Genomic DNA, 18,465 nt, shown 5'->3' on the forward strand with positions numbered 1-18,465 from the left:
CATTCACAAAGATGCGCAGACCGCTGCGTTTGGCACTGGAGTGGACGGTCACCGAGGGTGGTCGCTGTCCAAGTAAGGCTCCAGAGATGGGAAGCGCGCATTATCACATCGCAGCAGGACCAGCCACGCAAAAACGCCGCAGGGCTTGAAACCCGCATCAACAGGCGCATCTGGGGCCTGTGTGCATTCCGTCACAAGTCGCTGAAGCGGTGGAATTGCACTTTCAAATGACCACAAACCCTGGTTTAAAACGCTTGTCACGATCAGGCTTCAGGAGCACACTGAATTCGACAGCAAGTTCCCCACTCCCTCCTGATCCGCTACCTGACATCCCCTCCATCCCCCCTGCTCTTTGATTGATCCGCTTTCCCGTCTTTCCGACCAAGCCCTTGTGAAAGGAGGCTTTATGAACCTGACTATCAGCGGCCACCATCTTGAAGTGACACCAGCTTTGCGTGAGTATGTGCTTACCAAGCTAGACCGGGTGACCCGCCACTTTGACCAGGTTGTTGACATCAACGTCCTGCTCACCGTGGAGAAGCAAAAGGAAAAGGAACGCAGACAAAAGGCCGAAGTCACCGTCCATGTGAAGGGACGCGACATCTTTGTCGAACAGGCCAACGAGGATCTCTACGCCGCGATTGATCAGTTGATGGACAAGCTAGACCGCCAGGTCGGACGCTACAAGGAAAAGGTTCAGGACCACCACCACGCCTCTGCCAAGCGGCTGGACGTACCGGCACCTTGAGCCCTGTGGCAACAAACGAAGGCGACCGCATCGGTCGCCTTTTTGTTTACAGGGCACAATTCGCCCTGCGTACCGGGATGTTGCTGCAGTGCCGCAAAATCCGTGAATACCGCACCCCCGGCGATTGCGGGGCCCCACCAGGCCCGGGCAATTTCTATAATCCGCAGCCTAGCTACCGAACAAGCGTCCCGCCCAAGGCTTTGACCCAGCCGTAATCGGCGCTGTGACCTGATGAACCGTCTCGCAGCCATCCTCCCTGCCGGCAATGTGCTGGTGAATGTGGACGCATCCAGCAAGAAACGCGTGTTCGAACATGCCGGCCTGCTGTTCGAGAACAACCATTCGATTTCGCGCGCCTCGGTGACGGACAACCTGTTCGCCCGTGAGCGCCTTGGCTCCACTGGCCTGGGCCATGGCGTGGCCATCCCGCATGGCCGCATCAAGGGCCTGAAGAACCCGCTCGCCGCGGTGCTGCGCGTGCAGCAGGCGATCGGCTTCGATGCCCCCGACGACGAGCCCGTCAGCCTCTTGATCTTCCTGCTGGTGCCCGAGGCGGCCACCCAGCGCCATCTGGAGATCCTCTCCGAGATCGCCGAGATGCTGTCGGACCGCGAGCTGCGCGAGAAGCTCAAGACCGAACCCGACGCCGCCACCGTGCACCGGCTGATCGCCGACTGGGAACCACTCAAGTCCGTGGCCTGAACGCCAGATAGCGCTCAGTGAAACCCACCTCGATCAGTGCCGACCGGCTCTTTGAAGAGCACCGCGAAACCCTGCGCTGGGAGTGGATCGCCGGCCACGCGCATCCGGAGCGCCGCTTCGATGACGCGGCGGTGCGCGATGCGCAGTCCGCCGCCGACCTGGTCGGCTACCTCAACTACATCCACCCCTATCGGGTGCAGATCGTCGGCCGGCGCGAGGTCGCCTATCTGAGCCAGGCCTCGGGCGAGGTGCTGGATCGCCGCATCTCGCGCATCGTCACGCTGGAACCGCCGGTGATCATCGTGGCCGATGGCGAAAGCCCACCGGACCGCCTGGTGGCGATGTGCGACCGCGCCGACATCCCGCTCTTCATCACGCAGGAATCGGCCGGCCACGCAATCGACGTGGTGCGCACCTATCTGGCGCAGATCTGCGCCAACCGCACCACGCGCCATGGCGTCTTCATGGACATCCTCGGCCTGGGCGTGCTGCTTACCGGCGAATCCGGCCTGGGCAAGAGCGAGCTGGGCCTGGAGCTGATCTCGCGCGGCCATGGCCTGGTGGCCGACGATGCGGTGGACTTTTATCGCATCGCCCAGACTGCCATCGAGGGCCGCTGCCCAGAGTTGCTGCTGAACCTGCTGGAAGTGCGCGGCATCGGCCTGCTGGATATCAAGGCCATCTTTGGCGAGACCGCGGTGCGCCGCAAGATGCGGCTCAAGCTGATCGTGCACCTGGTGCGCAAGGAGACCATGGAGCGCGACTTCGAACGCCTGCCCTATGAGCCCCTCTATGAAGAGGTGCTGGGCATGCCAGTGCGCAAGGTCATCATCGCGGTGGACGCCGGTCGCAACCTGGCCGTGCTGGTGGAGGCCGCGGTGCGCAACACCATCCTGCAGCTGCGCGGCATCGACACCTATCGCGAGTTCGTCGAGCGCCACCAGCGCGCCATCGAGAAGGGTCTCAGCGACGAGGAGGGCTGATCAGCCCTGGCGGTGCGGGCAGTCCTTCTTCACGCAGGCCGCATACAGGGCCAGCGAATGCTCCTGCAGCTCGAAGCCCCGCTCCTTGGCGATGGCATGCTGGCGGGCCTCGATCTGCTCGTCGTAGAACTCCTCCACGCGACCGCAGGTCATGCAGACCAGATGGTCGTGATGGTGACCCTGGTTGAGCTCGAACACCGCCTTGCCGGTCTCGAAATGGTTGCGCGACACCAGGCCGGCCTGCTCGAACTGGGTCAGCACGCGGTACACCGTCGCCAGCCCGATGTCGGCATCCTCGACCAGCAAGGCCTTGTAGACGTCCTCGGCCGTCATATGGCGCTGCGAGGTCTTCTGGAAGATCTCCAGAATCTTGATGCGCGGCAGCGTCGCCTTGAGGCCGCTGTTCTTGATCTCGTCGGTGCGGTTCATGTCAGACTTGGGCCGGCAAACCCTCCATGGGCCTGCCGCTAGAATGCGCCGATCATAGCCAGCTCAGCCGCCGGCCGAGCCCCAAGCCCCTAAAGGCATCCCCCGAGAGCCCTGAAGACATGCCACTGTTGACTCGTTTTGCAGGTGCGGCCCGCGCACCGCTCGCTGTGCTGGCCCTGCTGCCGGTGTTGGGTGCCTGCTCCTACCTGCCCACCCTGCCGAGCTCCGAGACCTTCTCGGTCAGCGGCGACAAGGTGCTGGGCCTGATGCGCCCCTATCGCGTCGAGATCGTGCAGGGCAATGTGCTGACCAAGGAACAGCTGGAACGCGTCAAGCCGGGCATGAGCCGCGCCCAGGTGCGCGACCTGCTGGGCTCGCCCCTGCTGACCGACCTCTTCCATGGCGAGCGCTGGGACTATGTATTCACCATCCGCCGCCAGGGCGTAGTGTCGCAAAGCCGCCAGGTGGTGGCCTTGTTTGACGGCGACAAGCTCAAGTCCATCGCGGCGCCGGACGACCTGCCCACCGAACAGGAATTCATCGCCTCGATCAACACCTTCAAGCCCAGCGGCCCGGCGCCCAAGCTGGAGCTGAGCGAGGCCGAGCGCCAGGCCCTGCCCAAGCCGGTGCGCCCCGAGGCCGCCGCCGTCGAACCGATGGGCGCGGTGCGCGCCTACCCGCCGCTGGAGCCGCGCTCGTGATGAGCGAGCCGCTGCGCATTGCGGTGGCCGGCGCCTCCGGCCGCATGGGGCGCATGCTGATCGAGGCGGTGCTGAACGCCCCCGACTGCCAGCTGGCCGGCGCGCTCGACCTGCCCGGCAGCCCCGCCCTGGGCCAGGACCCCGCCGCCTTTTTGGGTCGCAGCAGCGGCATCGGCATCAGCGCCGACCTGCATGAGGGCCTCAAGAATGCCCAGGTGCTGATCGATTTCACCCGCCCCGAAGGCACGCTGGCCCATCTGGCGGTGTGCCGCGAACTGGGCGTCAAGGCCGTGATCGGTACCACCGGCTTCGACGCCGCGCAAAAGGCCCAGATCGGCGCCCATGCCCAGCACATCGCCATCATGATGGCGCCCAATATGAGCGTGGGCGTGAACGTGGTGATGAAGCTGCTGGACATGGCGGCGCGCGCCCTCAACGAGGGCTATGACATCGAGATCATCGAGGCCCACCACCGCCACAAGGTCGATGCCCCCAGCGGCACCGCGCTGAAGATGGGCGAGGTGGTGGCCGCGGCCCTGGGCCGTGATCTGAAGGACTGCGCGGTCTACGGCCGCGAAGGCGTGACCGGCGAGCGCGACCCCTCCACCATCGGCTTTGCCACTGTGCGCGGCGGCGACATCGTGGGCGACCACACCGTGCTGTTCGCCGGCACCGGCGAGCGCATCGAGATCACGCACAAGTCCTCCAGCCGCATCACCTATGCCCAGGGCAGCCTGCGCGCCGCGCGCTTCCTGGCCAGCCATGGCGCCGGGCTCTATGGCATGGACGAAGTCCTCGGCCTGGGCTGATGAGCAGCATCGGCAGCTATACCGAGTTCTGGGCCCAGGGCGACGCGGTCACGCGCGCCGTGGCGCTCTTGCTGCTAACGATGTCGGTCAGCGCCTGGATGCTGATACTCTGGAAGAGCTGGGTGCTGGGCCGCGCGCGCCGCGATCTGGCGCGCGCCGTGCCCGCCTTCTGGGCCGCCGCCGATCTTGAGGCCGGCCGCGTCGCGCTGCAGGCCATGGACCGCGAGCAACTGCTGCTGCCCATGCTGGACGCGGCCATGGCCGAACCCATGGGCCAGAGCCTGGAGGCCGCCGGCCGACGCGAATCGCAGCTCACGCGCCGCCTGCGCGATGCCCTGCACCAGGCCCTGCGCGGCCTGCAATGGGGCCAGGTCTTGCTGGCGTCGATAGGCAGTACCGCCCCCTTCGTGGGCCTGTTCGGCACCGTCTGGGGCATTTACCACGCGCTGGTGAGCATCTCGGCGGCCGGCAATATCAGCATCGAAAAAGTTGCCGGCCCGGTGGGCGAGGCCCTCATCATGACCGCCGCCGGCCTGGCCGTGGCGATTCCCGCGGTGCTGGCCTACAACTGGTTCGGCAAGCTGGTGGGAGCCTGCGAGGCCGAGCTGGAAGGCTTTGCGCACGATCTGCGCGAGTTGCTGGATCACTAGCATGGCATTCGGCCGGCTCGAACGTCGCGATCAGCCCAAGCCCATGGGCGAGATCAATATGACGCCGCTGATCGACGTGATGCTGGTGCTGCTGGTGATCTTCATGATTGCCGCGCCGCTGATGTCCTCCTCGCTGCGCCTGGATTTACCTAAGAGCGAGGCCGCCACGCCTTCGGAGGCGCCGCAATTCATCGCCGTGGCGATCACTCCCGATGGCGCCCTGCACCTGGGCGACGAAGCGCTCGATGCCAAGGCCTTCCGGGCGCGCATCGCCGAGCTGGCCAAGGCCAGGCCCGATGCCGAGATCCAGCTGCGCGCCGACCGCCTGGTGCCCTATGGCCAGGTGGCCGAGCTGATCGGCTGGGTGCAGGGCGTGGGCCTGAACCGCATTGCCTTCGTGGCCGAGGCCGCAGCGTCGGCGCCTTGAGGAAGGGGCCCGAGAGCCCTGCCCCTACAATTTGCGCCATGAACGACAAGTACGCCCCCTCCGAGATCGAAGCCGCCGCGCGCCAGTACTGGAACTCCCGTGACGCCTACCGCGTCGGCGAAGACCAGAGCAAGCCCAAGTTCTACGCTTGCTCCATGCTGCCCTACCCCAGCGGCAAGCTGCACATGGGCCATGTGCGCAACTACACGATCAACGACATGCTCACGCGCCAGCTGCGCATGAAGGGCTACAACGTCCTGATGCCGATGGGCTGGGACGCCTTCGGCCTGCCGGCCGAGAACGCCGCGATGAAGAACAAGGTGCCGCCCGCCAAGTGGACCTACGAGAACATCGCCTACATGAAGAGCCAGATGCAGGCCATGGGGCTGGCGATCGACTGGTCTCGAGAAATAGCCACCTGCACGCCCGAGTACTACAAGTGGAACCAGTGGCTGTTCCTGAAGATGCTGGAGGCCGGCATCGCCGAGCGCCGCACCCAGGTCGTCAACTGGGACCCGGTGGACCAGACCGTGCTGGCCAATGAGCAGGTGGTGGATGGCAAGGGCTGGCGCTCCGGCGCGGTGGTCGAGAAGCGCGAGATCCCGGGCTACTACCTCAACATCACCAAGTACGCCGACGAGCTGCTCTCGGCCGTGGCGAATCCCGAGGACAAGAGCTATCTGAGCGGCTGGCCCGAGCGCGTGCGCCTGATGCAGGAGAACTGGATCGGCAAGAGCGAGGGCGTGCGCTTCGCCTTCCCGCACGAGATCAAGGGCGCCGATGGCGCGCTGATCCAGGACGGCAAGCTCTACGTCTTCACCACCCGCGCCGACACCATCATGGGCGTGACCTTCTGCGCCGTGGCCCCCGAGCATCCGCTCGCCACCCATGCCGCAGCGTCTTCGCCCGAGCTGGCCGCCTTCATCGAGGAATGCAAGCGCGGGGGCAGCACCGAGGCCGAGCTGGCCACGCAGGAAAAGAAGGGCCTGCGCACCGGCCTCACCGTCACCCATCCGCTCACCGGCGCGCAGGTCGAGGTCTGGGTCGGCAACTATGTGCTGATGAGCTATGGCGACGGCGCCGTGATGGGCGTGCCCGCCCATGACGAGCGCGATTTCGCCTTTGCCAAGAAGTACGGCATCGAGATCAAGCAGGTCATCGCCGTCGAGGGCGAGGCCTTCAGCCTGGACGCCTGGGCCGAATGGTATGGCGACAAGCAAAAGGCCATCTGCGTGAATTCGGGCGTGCTGGACGGGCTCGCGCACAAGGCCGCCGTGTCCAAGGTGGCCGAGTTGGTCGGTGCCAAGGGCCTGGGCGAGACGAAGACCACCTGGCGCCTGCGCGACTGGGGCATCAGCCGCCAGCGCTACTGGGGCACGCCCATCCCCATCATCCACTGCGACGACTGCGGCCCGGCGCCCGTGCCCGCCAAGGACCTGCCGGTGGTGCTGCCCGAGGAATGCATCCCCGACGGCAGCGGCAATCCGCTCAACAAGCATGCCGGTTTCCTGAACGTTGGCTGCCCGAAATGCGGCAAGCCGGCCAAGCGCGAAACCGACACCATGGACACCTTTGTGGACTCGTCCTGGTACTTCATGCGCTATTGCGATGCGCAGAACAGCGAGGCCATGGTCGGTGAGGGCTCGCAGTACTGGATGCCGATGGACCAGTACATCGGCGGCATTGAGCACGCCATCCTGCACCTGCTGTACGCGCGCTTCTGGACCAAGGTGATGCGCGACCTCAAGCTCATCAACTTCGACGAACCCTTCAAGAACCTGCTCACCCAGGGCATGGTGCTGAAGGGCGCCTTCTCGCACAAGCCCGCCGACGCCGGCAAGAACTACTACTGGGAGCACGAGGTCAACGTGCAGACCAACGAGCATGGCCAGGTGATCGGCGGCACGCTCAAGACCGACGGCACGCCGCTCGAGTACGAGATGACGACGATGTCCAAGTCCAAGAACAATGGCGTGGACCCGCAGGAGCTGATCAACCAGTACGGCGCCGACACCGCGCGCCTGTTCGTGATGTTCGCCTCGCCGCCCGAGCAGACGCTGGAGTGGAACGATGCCGGCGTGGAGGGTGCGCACCGCTTCCTCAAGCGCGTGTGGGGCTTCGGTGCCAAGCACCAGGCCGCCATCCAGGCCGCCGGCACTGATTTCTCCACGCTGAGCGGCGAGGGCAAGGCGCTGCGCCGCGAGGTGCATATGGTGCTCAAGCAGGTCAGCTACGACTACGAGCGCATGCAGTACAACACCGTGGTGTCGGGCGGCATGAAGCTGCTGAATGCGCTGGAGGGCTTCAAGGCCCAGGGCCAGGACGCCGCGGTGCGCGAGGGCTTCTCGGTGCTGCTGCGCGTGCTCTACCCGGCCTGCCCGCATATCGCCCACAGCCTGTGGCAGGAGCTCGGCTTTGCCGCCCAGCTGGGCGATCTGCTGGACGCGCCCTGGCCCACGGTGGACGAGGCCGCCCTGGTGCAGGACGAGATCGAGCTGATGCTGCAAGTCAACGGCAAGCTGCGCGGCGCCATCAAGGTGCCGGCCGCCGCCGACAAGGCCGCCATCGAGGCCACCGCCCTGGCCAGCGAGGACTTCGCCAAGTTCAGCGAAGGCAAGGCACCGAAGAAGGTCATCATCGTGCCGGGTCGCCTGGTCAATCTCGTCGTCTGATGGCCTTCAACCGCCGCCTCTTGCTGCTGAGCGCCGTGGCCCTGACGGGCTGCGGCTTCGAGCTGCGCCGCGAGCCCGAGCTGCAGTTCCGCAGCCTGGCGCTGCAGGGCTTCAAGCCCGGCTCGCCCTTGGCGGCCGAGCTCAAGCGCCAGCTGGCGCGCACCCCCGTGCAGTTGCTGGAAGACCCCAACAAGGCCGAGCTGGTGCTGGAGGCCAAGCGCGACGAGCGCAGCAAGAACGCGGTGGTGTCCACCAGCGCCGGTCAGGTGCGCGAATGGCAGCTCAAGCTGAATGTGGACTTCCTGATCCGCACGCCCGGTAACGACATCCTCTTGCCGCGCACCGAGCTGCGCATCCTGCGCGACATGAACTACACCGAGAGCCAGGCCCTGGCCAAGGAGCAGGAAGAGGCCTCGCTGTACCGCGCCATGCAATCCGAGGCGGTGGCCCTGCTGATGCGGCGCCTGGCCGCCGTGCGCCTTCCGATCAATTGAACAGGTAGGCTGATGCAGATCCGCGCCGAGGGCCTGGCCGCCCAGCTCGCCAAGGGGCTCAAGCCCATCTACACCGTGCATGGCGACGAGCCCCTGCTGGCGCAGGAGGCGGCCGACACCATACGCGCCGCGGCGCGTGCGCAGGGCTATGGCGAGCGCAAGGTCTTCATCGTCTCGGGTGCGTACTTCGACTGGGGCCCGGTGCTGGGCGCGGCCCAGGCCATGAGCCTGTTCGCCGAGCGCCAGTTCATCGAGATCCGCATCCCCTCGGGCAAGCCAGGCAAGGAGGGCTCGGAGGCCTTGCAGCGCTATTGCGAGCGCCTGCCCGAGGATGTGGTCACGCTCGTGACCCTGCCGCGCCTGGACAAGACGCAACTGAGCAGCGCCTGGTTCACCGCCCTGGACGGCGCCGGCGTCACCCTCAAGGTCGAGCCGGTGGAGCGCCGCGCCCTGCCGCAGTGGATCGCCCAGCGCCTGGCCGCGCAGGGCCAGCGCGTCGGCGAGGGCGAAGAGGGCCAGCGCGCCCTGGCCTTCTTCGCCGACCGGGTGGAGGGCAATCTGCTCGCCGCCCACCAGGAGCTGCAAAAGCTTGCCCTGCTCTATCCGCCCGGCGAGATCGCGCTGGCGCAGATCGAGTCGGCGGTGCTGAACGTGGCGCGCTACGACGTCTTCAAGCTCAGCGAGGCGGTGCTGGCCGGCCAGGTGCCGCGCGTGCTGCGCATGCTGGAGGGCCTGGAGGCCGAGGGCGAGGCCGCGGTGCTGGTGCACTGGACCCTGGCCGAGGATGTGCGCGCGCTCAAGAAGGTGCGCGATGCGCTGGACGCCGGCAAGCCCCTGCCGCTGGCGCTGCGCGAAGCGCGCGTCTGGGGCAACAAGGAACGGCTTTTCGAGCGCATTGCGCCGGGCCTGAGCGATCACAATCTGGCCAGCCTGGTGGCGGCGGCACAGATCTGTGACGGCATCGTCAAGGGCCTGCGCCACCCCGAATGGCCGCTGGACGCCTGGGGTGCGCTGCGCCGCCTGGCCCTGATGCTGGTCGAGGCGACCCAGGCACGCGGCGGCGTCAAGCTGGCCTTGCGGTCCTGACAGCTTCGCCCCGCTGCCACGGCGGCCGAAATCGCGTTATGGTCTGGGCTGCAAAGCCGGGAAGAAAGCTCATCATGACAATGCTGCTGCCCTTATCACGCAGTGGGCTGGCCTGTTTGACGATGGCGGCGGCCGCCGCGCAGGCCGTGCCATGGACGGTGGAAGTACGCAATGCCGCCGGCCAGCCGCTGGCGAATGCGGCGGTGGCGGTGGAACTGAAGGGTCAGCCCAGCAAGGCCGGCCCCGGCGCCAGGGCCGAGATGGCGCAGCGCGAGCGCCAGTTCCAGCCCGCGCTGCTGGTGGTGCAGACCGGCACGCCGGTGAGCTTCCCGAACTTCGACACCGTGCGCCACCATGTCTATTCCTTCTCGGCCACCAAGAAGTTCGACCTCAAGCTCTACTCGGGCACGCCGGCCGAGCCGGTGCTGTTCGACAAGCCCGGCGTCGCCGCGCTGGGCTGCAATATCCACGACCGCATGAGCGCCCACATCGTGGTGGTGGACACGCCGCTATTCGGCAAGACCGATGCCCAGGGCCTGCTGACGCTGGACCTGCCCGTCGGCGAGCACCGCCTGCTGGTCTGGCATGCCAGCCTGCCGATGCCGCAGTTGCAGGCCCAGACCCTGCAGGTCGGCAACAGCGCCGGCCACACCACGCTGAGCCTGCAGCCCTGAGCCGTCGCCCATGAGCCTGCCGGACTTCCTCAACCTGAAGCGCCTGGAGGGCCGTATCGTCGGCCTCTTTCTGGTGCTGTTGCTGGTGGTGCAGATCGCCAGCCTCGCGCTCATCACCCGGAGCATAGACAGCAACGCGAACGCATCCATCAGCCAGGAACTGGCCACCGGTGCGCGCGTGCTGCAGCGCCTGCTGGTGCAGGACGCCCAGCAGCGCCTGGACGCGGCGCGCCTGCTGGAGGCCGACTATGGCTTCAGCCAGGTGCTGGGCGATGGCCTGAACACCGAGGAAGACCGCGAGACCCTGAAGAGCGCACTCGTCAGTCATGGCGAACGCGTCAAGGCCAACCTGGTGGCCTATGCCGACCCGAGCTACCGGCTCGTCACCGCCACCACCGAGCAGGCCGCGCCCTTCATCAAGCTGCTGCCCACGCTGGCCGGCGGCGGTGCCAAGTCCAAGTCGCCCAATCTGACCGTCGTCGACGGCAAGGCCTACCAGGTGGTGACCGTGCCGGTGCGTGCCGCCGGCCTGGGGGGCTGGGTGCTGATGGCCTTCGAGCTCGACCGGACCGAGCTGCTGGAGCTGCAAAACCTCTCCAGGCTGCAGGCGGTGCTGCTGCTGCGCGGGCCCGCCAGCCCCTGGCAGGCCCTCGCCTCGGTGCTGGACGAAGCCGCCACGCGCACCGTGGCCGGCCAGGTGCCGCAGGGCGAGCGCGAGTTCCCGCTCACGCTGGGTGCGGAGCGCTGGCGCGGCCTCTACCTGAAGCTGCACGAGCAAGACGGTCAGCAGCTCGGCGCGGTGCTGCTGCGCTCCTTCGACGAGGCCGTGGCGCCCTATCGCCGGCTGCAGCTGACCCTGCTGGGCCTGAGCGCGCTGGGCGTGCTGGTGTTCGCGGGCGGCAGCGTTCTCACCGCCAGGCGCATCAGCGGGCCGGTGAGGGCGCTCTCCGAATCGGCGGAGCGGCTCGGCCAGGGCGACTACACCACGCCGGTGGCACGCACCTCCAGCGACGAGATCGGCGACCTGGCGCAGGCCTTCGAGGGCATGCGCATCGGCATCCGCGAGCGCGAGCAGCAGGTACACCGTCTGGCCTTCTGGGACACCCTCACCGGCCTGCCCAACCGCGAACAGTTCAGCCAGCAGCTGCAGGCCAGGCTGAGCCAGAGCGAGGCCCCCTGCGCGCTGCTGATGCTGGATCTGGACCGCTTCAAGCATGTCAACGACGTGCTGGGCCACCGCTTCGGCGACGAGCTGCTGCGCGGCCTGGCCGAGCGCCTGCGCCAATTGATGAAGGACCAGAGCCATCTGCTGGCGCGCCTGGGCGGCGACGAGTTCGTGCTGATGCTGGAGGGCGCGGGCGAGGAAGAGGCGTTGGAGGCGGCGCGCCGCATCCATCGCGATTTCGAGCGCCCGCTGCACATCGAGGACCAGACCGTGGACCTCAGCGCCGGCATCGGCATCGCGCTCTACCCCGAGCAGGGGCGCGCGGTGAGCCTGCTGCTGGCACGCGCCGAACTCGCCATGTACGCGGCCAAGCGCAAGCAGGCGGGCAGCCAGGTCTATGCGCCCGAGCTCGACGCCGGCAGCCAGGAATCGCTCTCGCTGCTGGGCGAGCTGCGGCATGCGGTCGAGGCCAACGAGCTGCGCCTGTTCCTGCAGCCCAAGGTGGACCTGCGCACCGGCGCCGTCATCAGCGCCGAGGCGCTGGTGCGCTGGGAGCATCCGCAGCGCGGCCTGGTGCCGCCGATGCAGTTCATCCCCTTTGCCGAACAGACCGGCTTCATCCGCGCGCTCACCACCTGGGTGCTGGAGGCCTCGGTGCAGGCCTGGGCGCGTGCCGAGGCCCGGGGTCAGGCCTTGCGCATCAGCGTCAACCTCAGCACCCGCGACCTGCTGGACCAGGACCTGCCGCTCAAGATCGCCGCGGTGCTGCAGCAGCACCGCGCGCCGCCGCAGGCGCTGTGCCTGGAGATCACCGAGAGCGCCATCATGGACGACCCGACGCGCGCCATGATGACGCTGGAACAGCTCAGCGCGATGGGTTTCAAGCTCTCGATCGACGACTTCGGCACCGGCTATTCATCGCTCGCCTATCTGAAGCGTCTGCCGGTCGACGAGCTGAAGATCGACAAGAGCTTTGTGATGGCGATGGAGCGCGAGCTCGACGATGCCAAGATCGTGCGCTCGACCATTGAGCTGGCACACAACCTCGGGCTCTCGGTGGTGGCCGAGGGCCTGGAAACCGCCAAGACCTGGAAGCTGCTGGCCACCCTGGGCTGCGACGAGGGCCAGGGCTATTACATCAGCCGCCCCATGCCCGAGGCGGAGTTCGCGCGCTGGCTGGCGCAATGGCAGCCCCCCGATCTGGGCGAGGATGCGCCGGATACGGTGCTGGCTGGGCTGCGCTGAGGTCCAGCCGTCAGGGCGCGCGCAGCGGCAGCTCCAGCGTGAAGCGGCTGCCCTGGCCGGGCGCGCTGCTGACGCTCAACTGCCCGCCCAGCAGGCTCTCGACGATGTTGTGCGCGATGCTCAGGCCCAGGCCGCTGCCCCCCTGGCCGAAGCGGGTGGTGAAGAAGGGCTCGAAGACGCGGCGGCGCACCGTCTCGCTCATGCCCACGCCGTCGTCGCTCACGCTCAGGCTCAGGCGCTCGCCCGCCAACCCATGCAGTTCCAGCGTTAGCGTGCCGCCGCTGCGGCCGGCAAAGGCATGGGTGAGCGCATTGCTCATCAATATCACCAGCACCTGGCCCAGCGCGCCCGGATAGGCGTCCAGCTGCAGCGCCGTGTCCAGCTGCAGATGCAGGCCGATGCCGGCCTGGCGCAGCGCCATGCCCAGGGTCTGGGCGCATTGCTCGCAGACCTCGGCAACGCGGAAGGCGCGGCGCTGCTCGGCGCTGCGGTCCACCGCCACCTGCTTGAAGCTGCTGACCAGGGAGCCGGCGCCCTGCATGCTGCGCTCGATCACCTCCAGCCCTTCGCGCGCCTGCTGCAGATAACCCTGCAGCTCGGCGCGACGCATCGCCTGGGGATGCTGCTCCACGCGCTCGGCGAGCGCGCGCGTGGCTGCCAGCACGGTCGAGGCCACCAGCAGGCTGTTGCCGATCGGCGTGTTGAGCTCATGCGCCACCCCCGCCACCATCGCGCCCAAGGCTGCCAGCCTCTCCTGCGCCATCAGCTGCTGCTGCAGCGCGCCCAGGCGCTGGTAGGCACGCGCGTTCTCTAGCGCGATGGCGCCATAGGAGCACAGCATGCGCAGGATCAGCTGCTCGCGTTCGCCATAGGCGGCGGCGCGCTCCGACTGCACCGTCATCACGCCCAGCATGCGCTCGCTCAGGCGCAGCGGCACGAACATCATGCTCAGCATCGGGCGCGTGCCCGGCACCTCGCTGTGCGGATCGGCCAGTTCGCTGGCGCCCAGCACGAACTCGCGGCGCTCGCGCAGCGCCCGCGCGCAATAGCTCGTGGGGCTGTCCAGCGCGATCGGCGGGTCGACGAAGGCCTGGCCGGCCTCCATGCCGAAGCTGCACACCAGCTGCCCGCCGGCCTCGTCCAGGGTGTAGATGGCCACGCTCTGCGCATCCAGCATGGTGTGCACCAGACGCTCCAGCGCCTCGAAGATGCGCTCGGCCTGCAGCTCGGTGGTGATCTCCTGGCTGATGCTGCTCAGGTGCAGCAGCAGTTCGTGATTGCGGCGCAGATGCTCATGCTCGACGCGCGCACGCTCCATCTGGTGTTGGGCGCGCAGGCCGGTCATGCGGCGCGTCGCCTCTTCGCTGAAATGGCGCTGGCGGTTCGCGCTCGCCTGATAGGCCAGCGCATAGGCACGCTCGAACCTGCCCTGCGCGGCCTGCGCCGCCGAGGCCGCTTCCAGCAGGGCCGCCTGCGGCCGGTAGGCCGGCAGCGTGGCGGCCAGCGCCAGCGCCTGCTCGTACCAGCCCAGCGCCTGCGGCCCATGCGGATCGAGCGCCAGCGCGATATCGGCCTGGGCCCACAGGGCCTCGATCTCGTAATTGCGATTGAACTGGGTGCGCGCCCGGCTCAGCGTCTGCTGGATGCCGGCGGCCGCCTCGGCCACGCGGCCCAGGCCCAGCAGCGCGCGCGCGCGGCCGATGCCGGCAATCACGCGCAGATCGGCCGCCGCCGCGCTGGGCAGGCTGGCCATCTCGTCGTAGGTGGCCAGCGCTTCGACGAAGCGGCCCGCGTCCAACTCGACGCGCGCCAGCATATTCAGCCGCACCGCCTGGGCGCGGCCCAAGGGCAGCGGGCGCAGCACCTGCTGAGCCTCCAGCAGGGCCTCGCGCGCCGCGTCCAGCTGACCGAGATGGCGCAGCACATCACCCACATGCATCAGGCAACCGCCCACCAGCGCGGGCCAGCCGGCCGCCCGCGCCAGTTCCAGCCCGCGCTGCAGCCAGCTCAGCGCGGTCTCGTAATCGGCCATATTGCCGTAGTTGAAACCGAGGTTGCTGGCCAGGGCGATGGCGCGCTGCTGCTGGCCCGATGCGAGTGCGGCCTCGAAGGCCGCGCCGAAGCTGGCGATGCAGGCCTCGTAGTCGGCGCGCAATGCCGCCAGCACGCCGCGGAAATCGGCCACCACGGCGCGCGCCGCCGGCGCCAGCACGTCCAGCTCGGTGGGCAGCTGGGCGCCCCATTCCTGCTCGGCCTTTACATTGTCCTGAAAGGCGCTGCTGCGGCCCAGCTCGGCGCGGAACATCAGCAGGCGCAAGGCATCGCCGGCCTGCTCGGCGGCCGCGATGGCCGCCAGCAACTGGCGCTGCTCGCCGGCAAAGTCGCCGCGCAGGGCCGCCAGACGCTGGGCCAGCCAGGCCGCGTCCGCCTGCGCGCACCGATCGCCCAGGCGCAGCGCCTCGGCTTCGATGGTGGCCAGCAGCGGCTCCACCTGTTCCAGCTGGGCATGGAGCAGCGCCGCCTCGGCGCGCACCAGCTGCAGACGCAGGCGCAGGCAGGCACGCTCGGGCTCGGGCAGCGCTGCGGACTGGGCCTCCAAGGCCTCGGCCATCGCCAATGCGCGTGGCATGTCGCGCTGGCGCAGAGCCCAGGCCACGAACAGCTGCAACTGGGCGTCCTGCGGCGCCGCGCGCAGGCGCTCCTCACCCTGCTCCAATGCGGGCTGGCTGGGAAACAGTTCCAGGGCCGCACAGGATTGCATGCCAATGCTCTAGGGCCAACGACAGCGCCAGACTACTGCAAGCGGGCAACCCTGCCTACCGCAGATGGCTTGCTGCGCCCGCAGCGAGCGCGAGGATGTCACACCATAAGCACAATCGCAGTGCTCAGGGCGCTCGCAGTGGCAGCTCCAGCGTGAAGCGGCTGCCCTGCCCCGGCTCGCTGCTGACGCGGATGCGCCCGCCCAGCAGGGTCTCGACGATGTTGTGGCAGATCGACAGCCCCAGGCCACTGCCGCCCTGGCCGAATTTGGTGGTGAAGAAGGGCTCGAAGACGCGCTCCTGCACGGCCGCGCTCATGCCCTGGCCGTTGTCGGCCACCCACAGCGCCAGGCGGTCGGGGCCCAGGGCCTGGGCGCCGAGCTCGATCCGCCCGTCGTCGCGGCCCTCGAAGGCATGGGCCATGGCATTGTTGATGAGTATCAACAGCACCTGCCCCACCTCGCCGGGGTAACCGTCCATGCGCAGCTCTGCGGGCACTTGCAGGGTCAGCGTGAGGCCGGCGCGGCGCAGCGCCAGGCCCATGGTCTGCGCGCATTGCTCGCACAGCTGGGCCAGCGAGAATGCGCGCCTTTGCTCGGCGCTGCGGTCCACCGCCACCTGCTTGAAGCTGCGCACCAGCGAGGCCGCCGCGTCCATGCTGCGCTCGATCACCTCCAGGCCCTGCACATGCTGGTCGGCAAAGCGCTGCCAGTCCGAGCGCCGCAGCGCACCCTGCGCCAGTTTGGCGTTGAACTCGCGCGCGCTGCCCAGCAGGGTGCTAGCCAGCAGCAGGCTGTTGCCGATCGGCGTGTTCAGCTCATGCGCCACGCCGGCCACCATCGAGCCCAGCGCGGCGAGCTTCTCCTGCGCCATCACATGGCGCTGCAGATCGGACAGACGCCGGTAGGCGCGCGCATTGTCGAGCGCGATCGCCGCGTAGGCGCCCAGGCTGCGGAAGGCCAGGGTCTCGCGTTCGCCATAGGCCGGCAGATGCAGCGATTGCACCGTGATCACGCCGATCACGCGCTCGCCCACCCGCAGCGGGGCGAACATCATCGCCTGCATGGCGCTGGTGCCGGGCACCTGGTAATGCTCGCGCGGCAGATCGGCGCTGGTGAGGACGAGCTCGCGCGCCTCGCGCACGCAGCGCGCCGAGTAGCTGCGCGCGTCGTCCAGCGCAATGGGCGGGTCGACAAAGGGCTGGCCATCCTCCATGCCGAAGGCGCAGTAGAGCTGGGTGCCGCCCTCGTCGAGCAGGTAGACCGCCATGCTGTCGACCTCGATGAGCGCATGCACATGGCGCTCCAGCACGGCCAGCACGCGTTCGGTCTCAAGCTCGGCGGTGAGCTCGCGCCCGACCTCGCTGAGATTGAGCAGCACCTCGTGCGTGCCGCGCAGGGCCTGGAAGCGCGCCGCCTCCGATTCGGCCAGCTGGCGCAGATGCTCGCTGTCGGCGCGCGCCCGTTCGATCTGGTGATGGGTGTGCAGCGCCAGCGAACGCTGGCCTGCCTCCTCGGTGAAGCGTTGCTGGCGCAGCACGCCGGCGCGTTGCGACAGCTCGTACGCCTGCCGGTAGCCGCCCGCCAGCGCATGGGCACGCGCCGCCGCCTCCAGCAACTGGGGCGGCGGCACAAAGCCCTCGACGGCCTCGGCACGCGCTATGGCCTGCTGATAGCAATGCAGGGCCTGCTGCGGCGAGCCGGTATCGGCCAGGCTCACCTCGCCCAGGATCCAGAGCAGATCGACGCTGGTTTCCAGCTGGCCTTGCGCCAGCTGCAGGCCCGCCTCGGCAGCGCTGCGCGCCTCGGCATGGCGGCCCAGCGCCAGCAGCGCGCGCGCGCGCCCCAGCAGCGCGTCGATCTTCAGATCGTTGGCATCGGCATGCAAGGCGCGCTGCATCAGCGCGTCGAAGGCCTGCAGCGCCGCCTCGGTGCGGCCATCGTCCTGCTCGGTATGGGCCAGGTATTTGAGCGCCAGCGCGGCGGTGCGCGAGGCCGGATGCGGGCCCAGCATGCGCAGGCAATCCTGCAGCTGCGCGCGCGCCTCGTCGCGGCGCCCCAGTCGCCTGAGCGTCTCGCCTGTCTGCGCCATGCACAGCGCCATCGAGGCCGGCCAGCCGGCCTCGCGCGCCAGCGTCAGGCCGCGCGTCAGCCATTCCATCGCGGCCTGGAACTCGCTCATGCCCCAGTAGGCGCGGCCGAGGTTGCTGGCCAATGCGATGGCGCGGCGCAACTGGCCGGTCTGCTGCGAGAGCTCGAAGGCCCGCGTCATGGCGGCGATGGCGCCGGGAAACTCGGCGCCCATGCCCGCCACCAGGCCCTGCAGATCGGCCACGGCGGCGCCCACCACCGGGCTCAGGCTCTCGACGTCCAGGCCCAGCAGCGCCGCCCAGGTCTGGCGCGCGCCGGAGAGCTCGCGAAAGGCATCGGCCCGGCCCTGCACCGCCTGCAGCAACAGCAGGCGCTCGCCATCGCCGGCGCGCCGGGCGCAGTCCATGCCCTGGCCCAGCTCGGCATGCGCCCGCTGCATCTCGCCCTGGTCGGCCGCCAGCGTGGCGGCGAGGAGATGGGCGTCGGCGCAGCCGATCTCGTCCTGCTGCGCCCGCAAGCCGCTCAGCGCCGCGTCCAGCAGCGCGCGCGCCGCCTCCAAATCCATCGCCTGCAGCGCCAGCTCGGCGCGCACCAGCTGCATGCGCGCGCGCCAGGCGGCCTGCGCGGGCACCGGCCAGCCGGAGCCCGCCAGGCCCTGCTCGACCTGCTCGGCCAGCCGCTGTGCACACACGCCGTCGCATTGGCGCAAGGCCCAGGCCAGCTGTGCCTGCAGGCCCAGGCTCGGGCCCTGCTGCAAGGCCTGCTCCAGCCGCGCGCGTTCTTCCGCCGGCAGGAAAAGCGGGGGTGCGGCGGGCGCGCTCATCGCCATGC

Annotated in this window: 15 protein-coding genes; 12 read left to right on the plus strand and 3 right to left on the minus strand. The window is 68.5% G+C overall.

Translation table 11 applies throughout. The features are described 5' to 3' along the window. The first annotated feature begins 406 nt into the window (after window positions 1-406). From hpf to hprK, 3 genes are all read left to right on the plus strand, one after another. Window positions 407-748 (plus strand): ribosome hibernation-promoting factor, HPF/YfiA family, encoded by a 342-nt coding sequence (gene hpf / locus WG898_RS22545; protein ID WP_285234072.1) that lies wholly within the window; start codon window positions 407-409, stop codon window positions 746-748. A 231-nt stretch (window positions 749-979) separates the two neighbouring features. Continuing rightward, window positions 980-1,450, plus strand: coding sequence for a PTS sugar transporter subunit IIA (locus WG898_RS22550; protein ID WP_339605032.1), 471 nt, complete (start codon window positions 980-982; stop codon window positions 1,448-1,450). Window positions 1,451-1,467: 17 nt separating this feature from the next. Then, window positions 1,468-2,433, plus strand: coding sequence for an HPr(Ser) kinase/phosphatase (hprK, locus tag WG898_RS22555; RefSeq protein WP_339605033.1), 966 nt, complete (start codon window positions 1,468-1,470; stop codon window positions 2,431-2,433). On the opposite strand, the gene fur is transcribed toward hprK, so the two are convergent. Further along, window positions 2,434-2,862: a ferric iron uptake transcriptional regulator gene (gene fur, locus WG898_RS22560; protein WP_339605034.1), complete on the minus strand. Its 429-nt coding sequence runs from the start codon at window positions 2,860-2,862 to the stop codon at window positions 2,434-2,436. Window positions 2,863-2,981: 119 nt separating this feature from the next. Here fur and WG898_RS22565 point away from each other — a divergent pair, with 119 nt between their 5' ends. From WG898_RS22565 to WG898_RS22605, 9 genes are all read left to right on the plus strand, one after another. Then, a complete protein-coding gene (locus WG898_RS22565) occupies window positions 2,982-3,563 on the plus strand; it encodes an outer membrane protein assembly factor BamE (protein ID WP_285234076.1) in 582 nt (193 codons plus the stop codon). Beyond that, the gene (gene dapB / locus WG898_RS22570) at window positions 3,563-4,372 is read left to right on the plus strand and encodes a 4-hydroxy-tetrahydrodipicolinate reductase (RefSeq protein ID WP_339605035.1); all 810 of its coding nucleotides are present in this window, start codon (window positions 3,563-3,565) and stop codon (window positions 4,370-4,372) included. Before WG898_RS22565 ends, dapB begins: the two co-directional genes overlap by 1 nt. A gap of 8 nt (window positions 4,373-4,380) precedes the next feature. After that, on the plus strand, window positions 4,381-5,022 hold the full coding sequence (locus WG898_RS22575; RefSeq protein ID WP_444718989.1) for a MotA/TolQ/ExbB proton channel family protein: 642 nt from the start codon (window positions 4,381-4,383) through the stop codon (window positions 5,020-5,022). 1 nt (window position 5,023) lies between these two features. Continuing rightward, a complete protein-coding gene (locus WG898_RS22580) occupies window positions 5,024-5,449 on the plus strand; it encodes an ExbD/TolR family protein (protein ID WP_339605037.1) in 426 nt (141 codons plus the stop codon). Between the two features lie 38 nt (window positions 5,450-5,487). Next, window positions 5,488-8,121, plus strand: a complete 2,634-nt coding sequence (gene leuS / locus WG898_RS22585) for a leucine--tRNA ligase (protein ID WP_339605038.1) — start codon at window positions 5,488-5,490, stop codon at window positions 8,119-8,121. Further along, on the plus strand, window positions 8,121-8,615 hold the full coding sequence (locus WG898_RS22590) for an LPS-assembly lipoprotein LptE (protein ID WP_339605039.1): 495 nt from the start codon (window positions 8,121-8,123) through the stop codon (window positions 8,613-8,615). The genes leuS and WG898_RS22590 overlap by 1 nt, the downstream gene beginning before the upstream one ends. 12 nt (window positions 8,616-8,627) lie before the next feature. Then, window positions 8,628-9,701 carry a DNA polymerase III subunit delta gene (holA, locus tag WG898_RS22595; RefSeq protein WP_339605040.1) on the plus strand — a complete coding sequence of 358 codons (1,074 nt, stop codon included), beginning with the start codon at window positions 8,628-8,630 and terminating at the stop codon, window positions 9,699-9,701. A gap of 74 nt (window positions 9,702-9,775) precedes the next feature. Further along, window positions 9,776-10,375, plus strand: coding sequence for a methylamine utilization protein (locus WG898_RS22600; RefSeq protein WP_339605041.1), 600 nt, complete (start codon window positions 9,776-9,778; stop codon window positions 10,373-10,375). Between the two features lie 10 nt (window positions 10,376-10,385). Next, complete coding sequence (locus WG898_RS22605) at window positions 10,386-12,785, plus strand: putative bifunctional diguanylate cyclase/phosphodiesterase (RefSeq protein WP_339605042.1); 2,400 nt, start codon at window positions 10,386-10,388, stop codon at window positions 12,783-12,785. Window positions 12,786-12,795: 10 nt separating this feature from the next. Here the strand turns inward: WG898_RS22605 and WG898_RS22610 are convergent, their stop codons facing one another. Then, window positions 12,796-15,546 carry an ATP-binding protein gene (locus WG898_RS22610; protein WP_339605043.1) on the minus strand — a complete coding sequence of 917 codons (2,751 nt, stop codon included), beginning with the start codon at window positions 15,544-15,546 and terminating at the stop codon, window positions 12,796-12,798. Window positions 15,547-15,670: 124 nt separating this feature from the next. Continuing rightward, on the minus strand, window positions 15,671-18,457 hold the full coding sequence (locus WG898_RS22615) for an ATP-binding protein (RefSeq protein WP_339605044.1): 2,787 nt from the start codon (window positions 18,455-18,457) through the stop codon (window positions 15,671-15,673). Between the last annotated feature and the right edge of the window lie 8 nt (window positions 18,458-18,465).

The organism is Paucibacter soli, from assembly GCF_037482845.1.
GTDB classification, from domain to species: domain Bacteria; phylum Pseudomonadota; class Gammaproteobacteria; order Burkholderiales; family Burkholderiaceae_C; genus Paucibacter_B; species Paucibacter_B soli.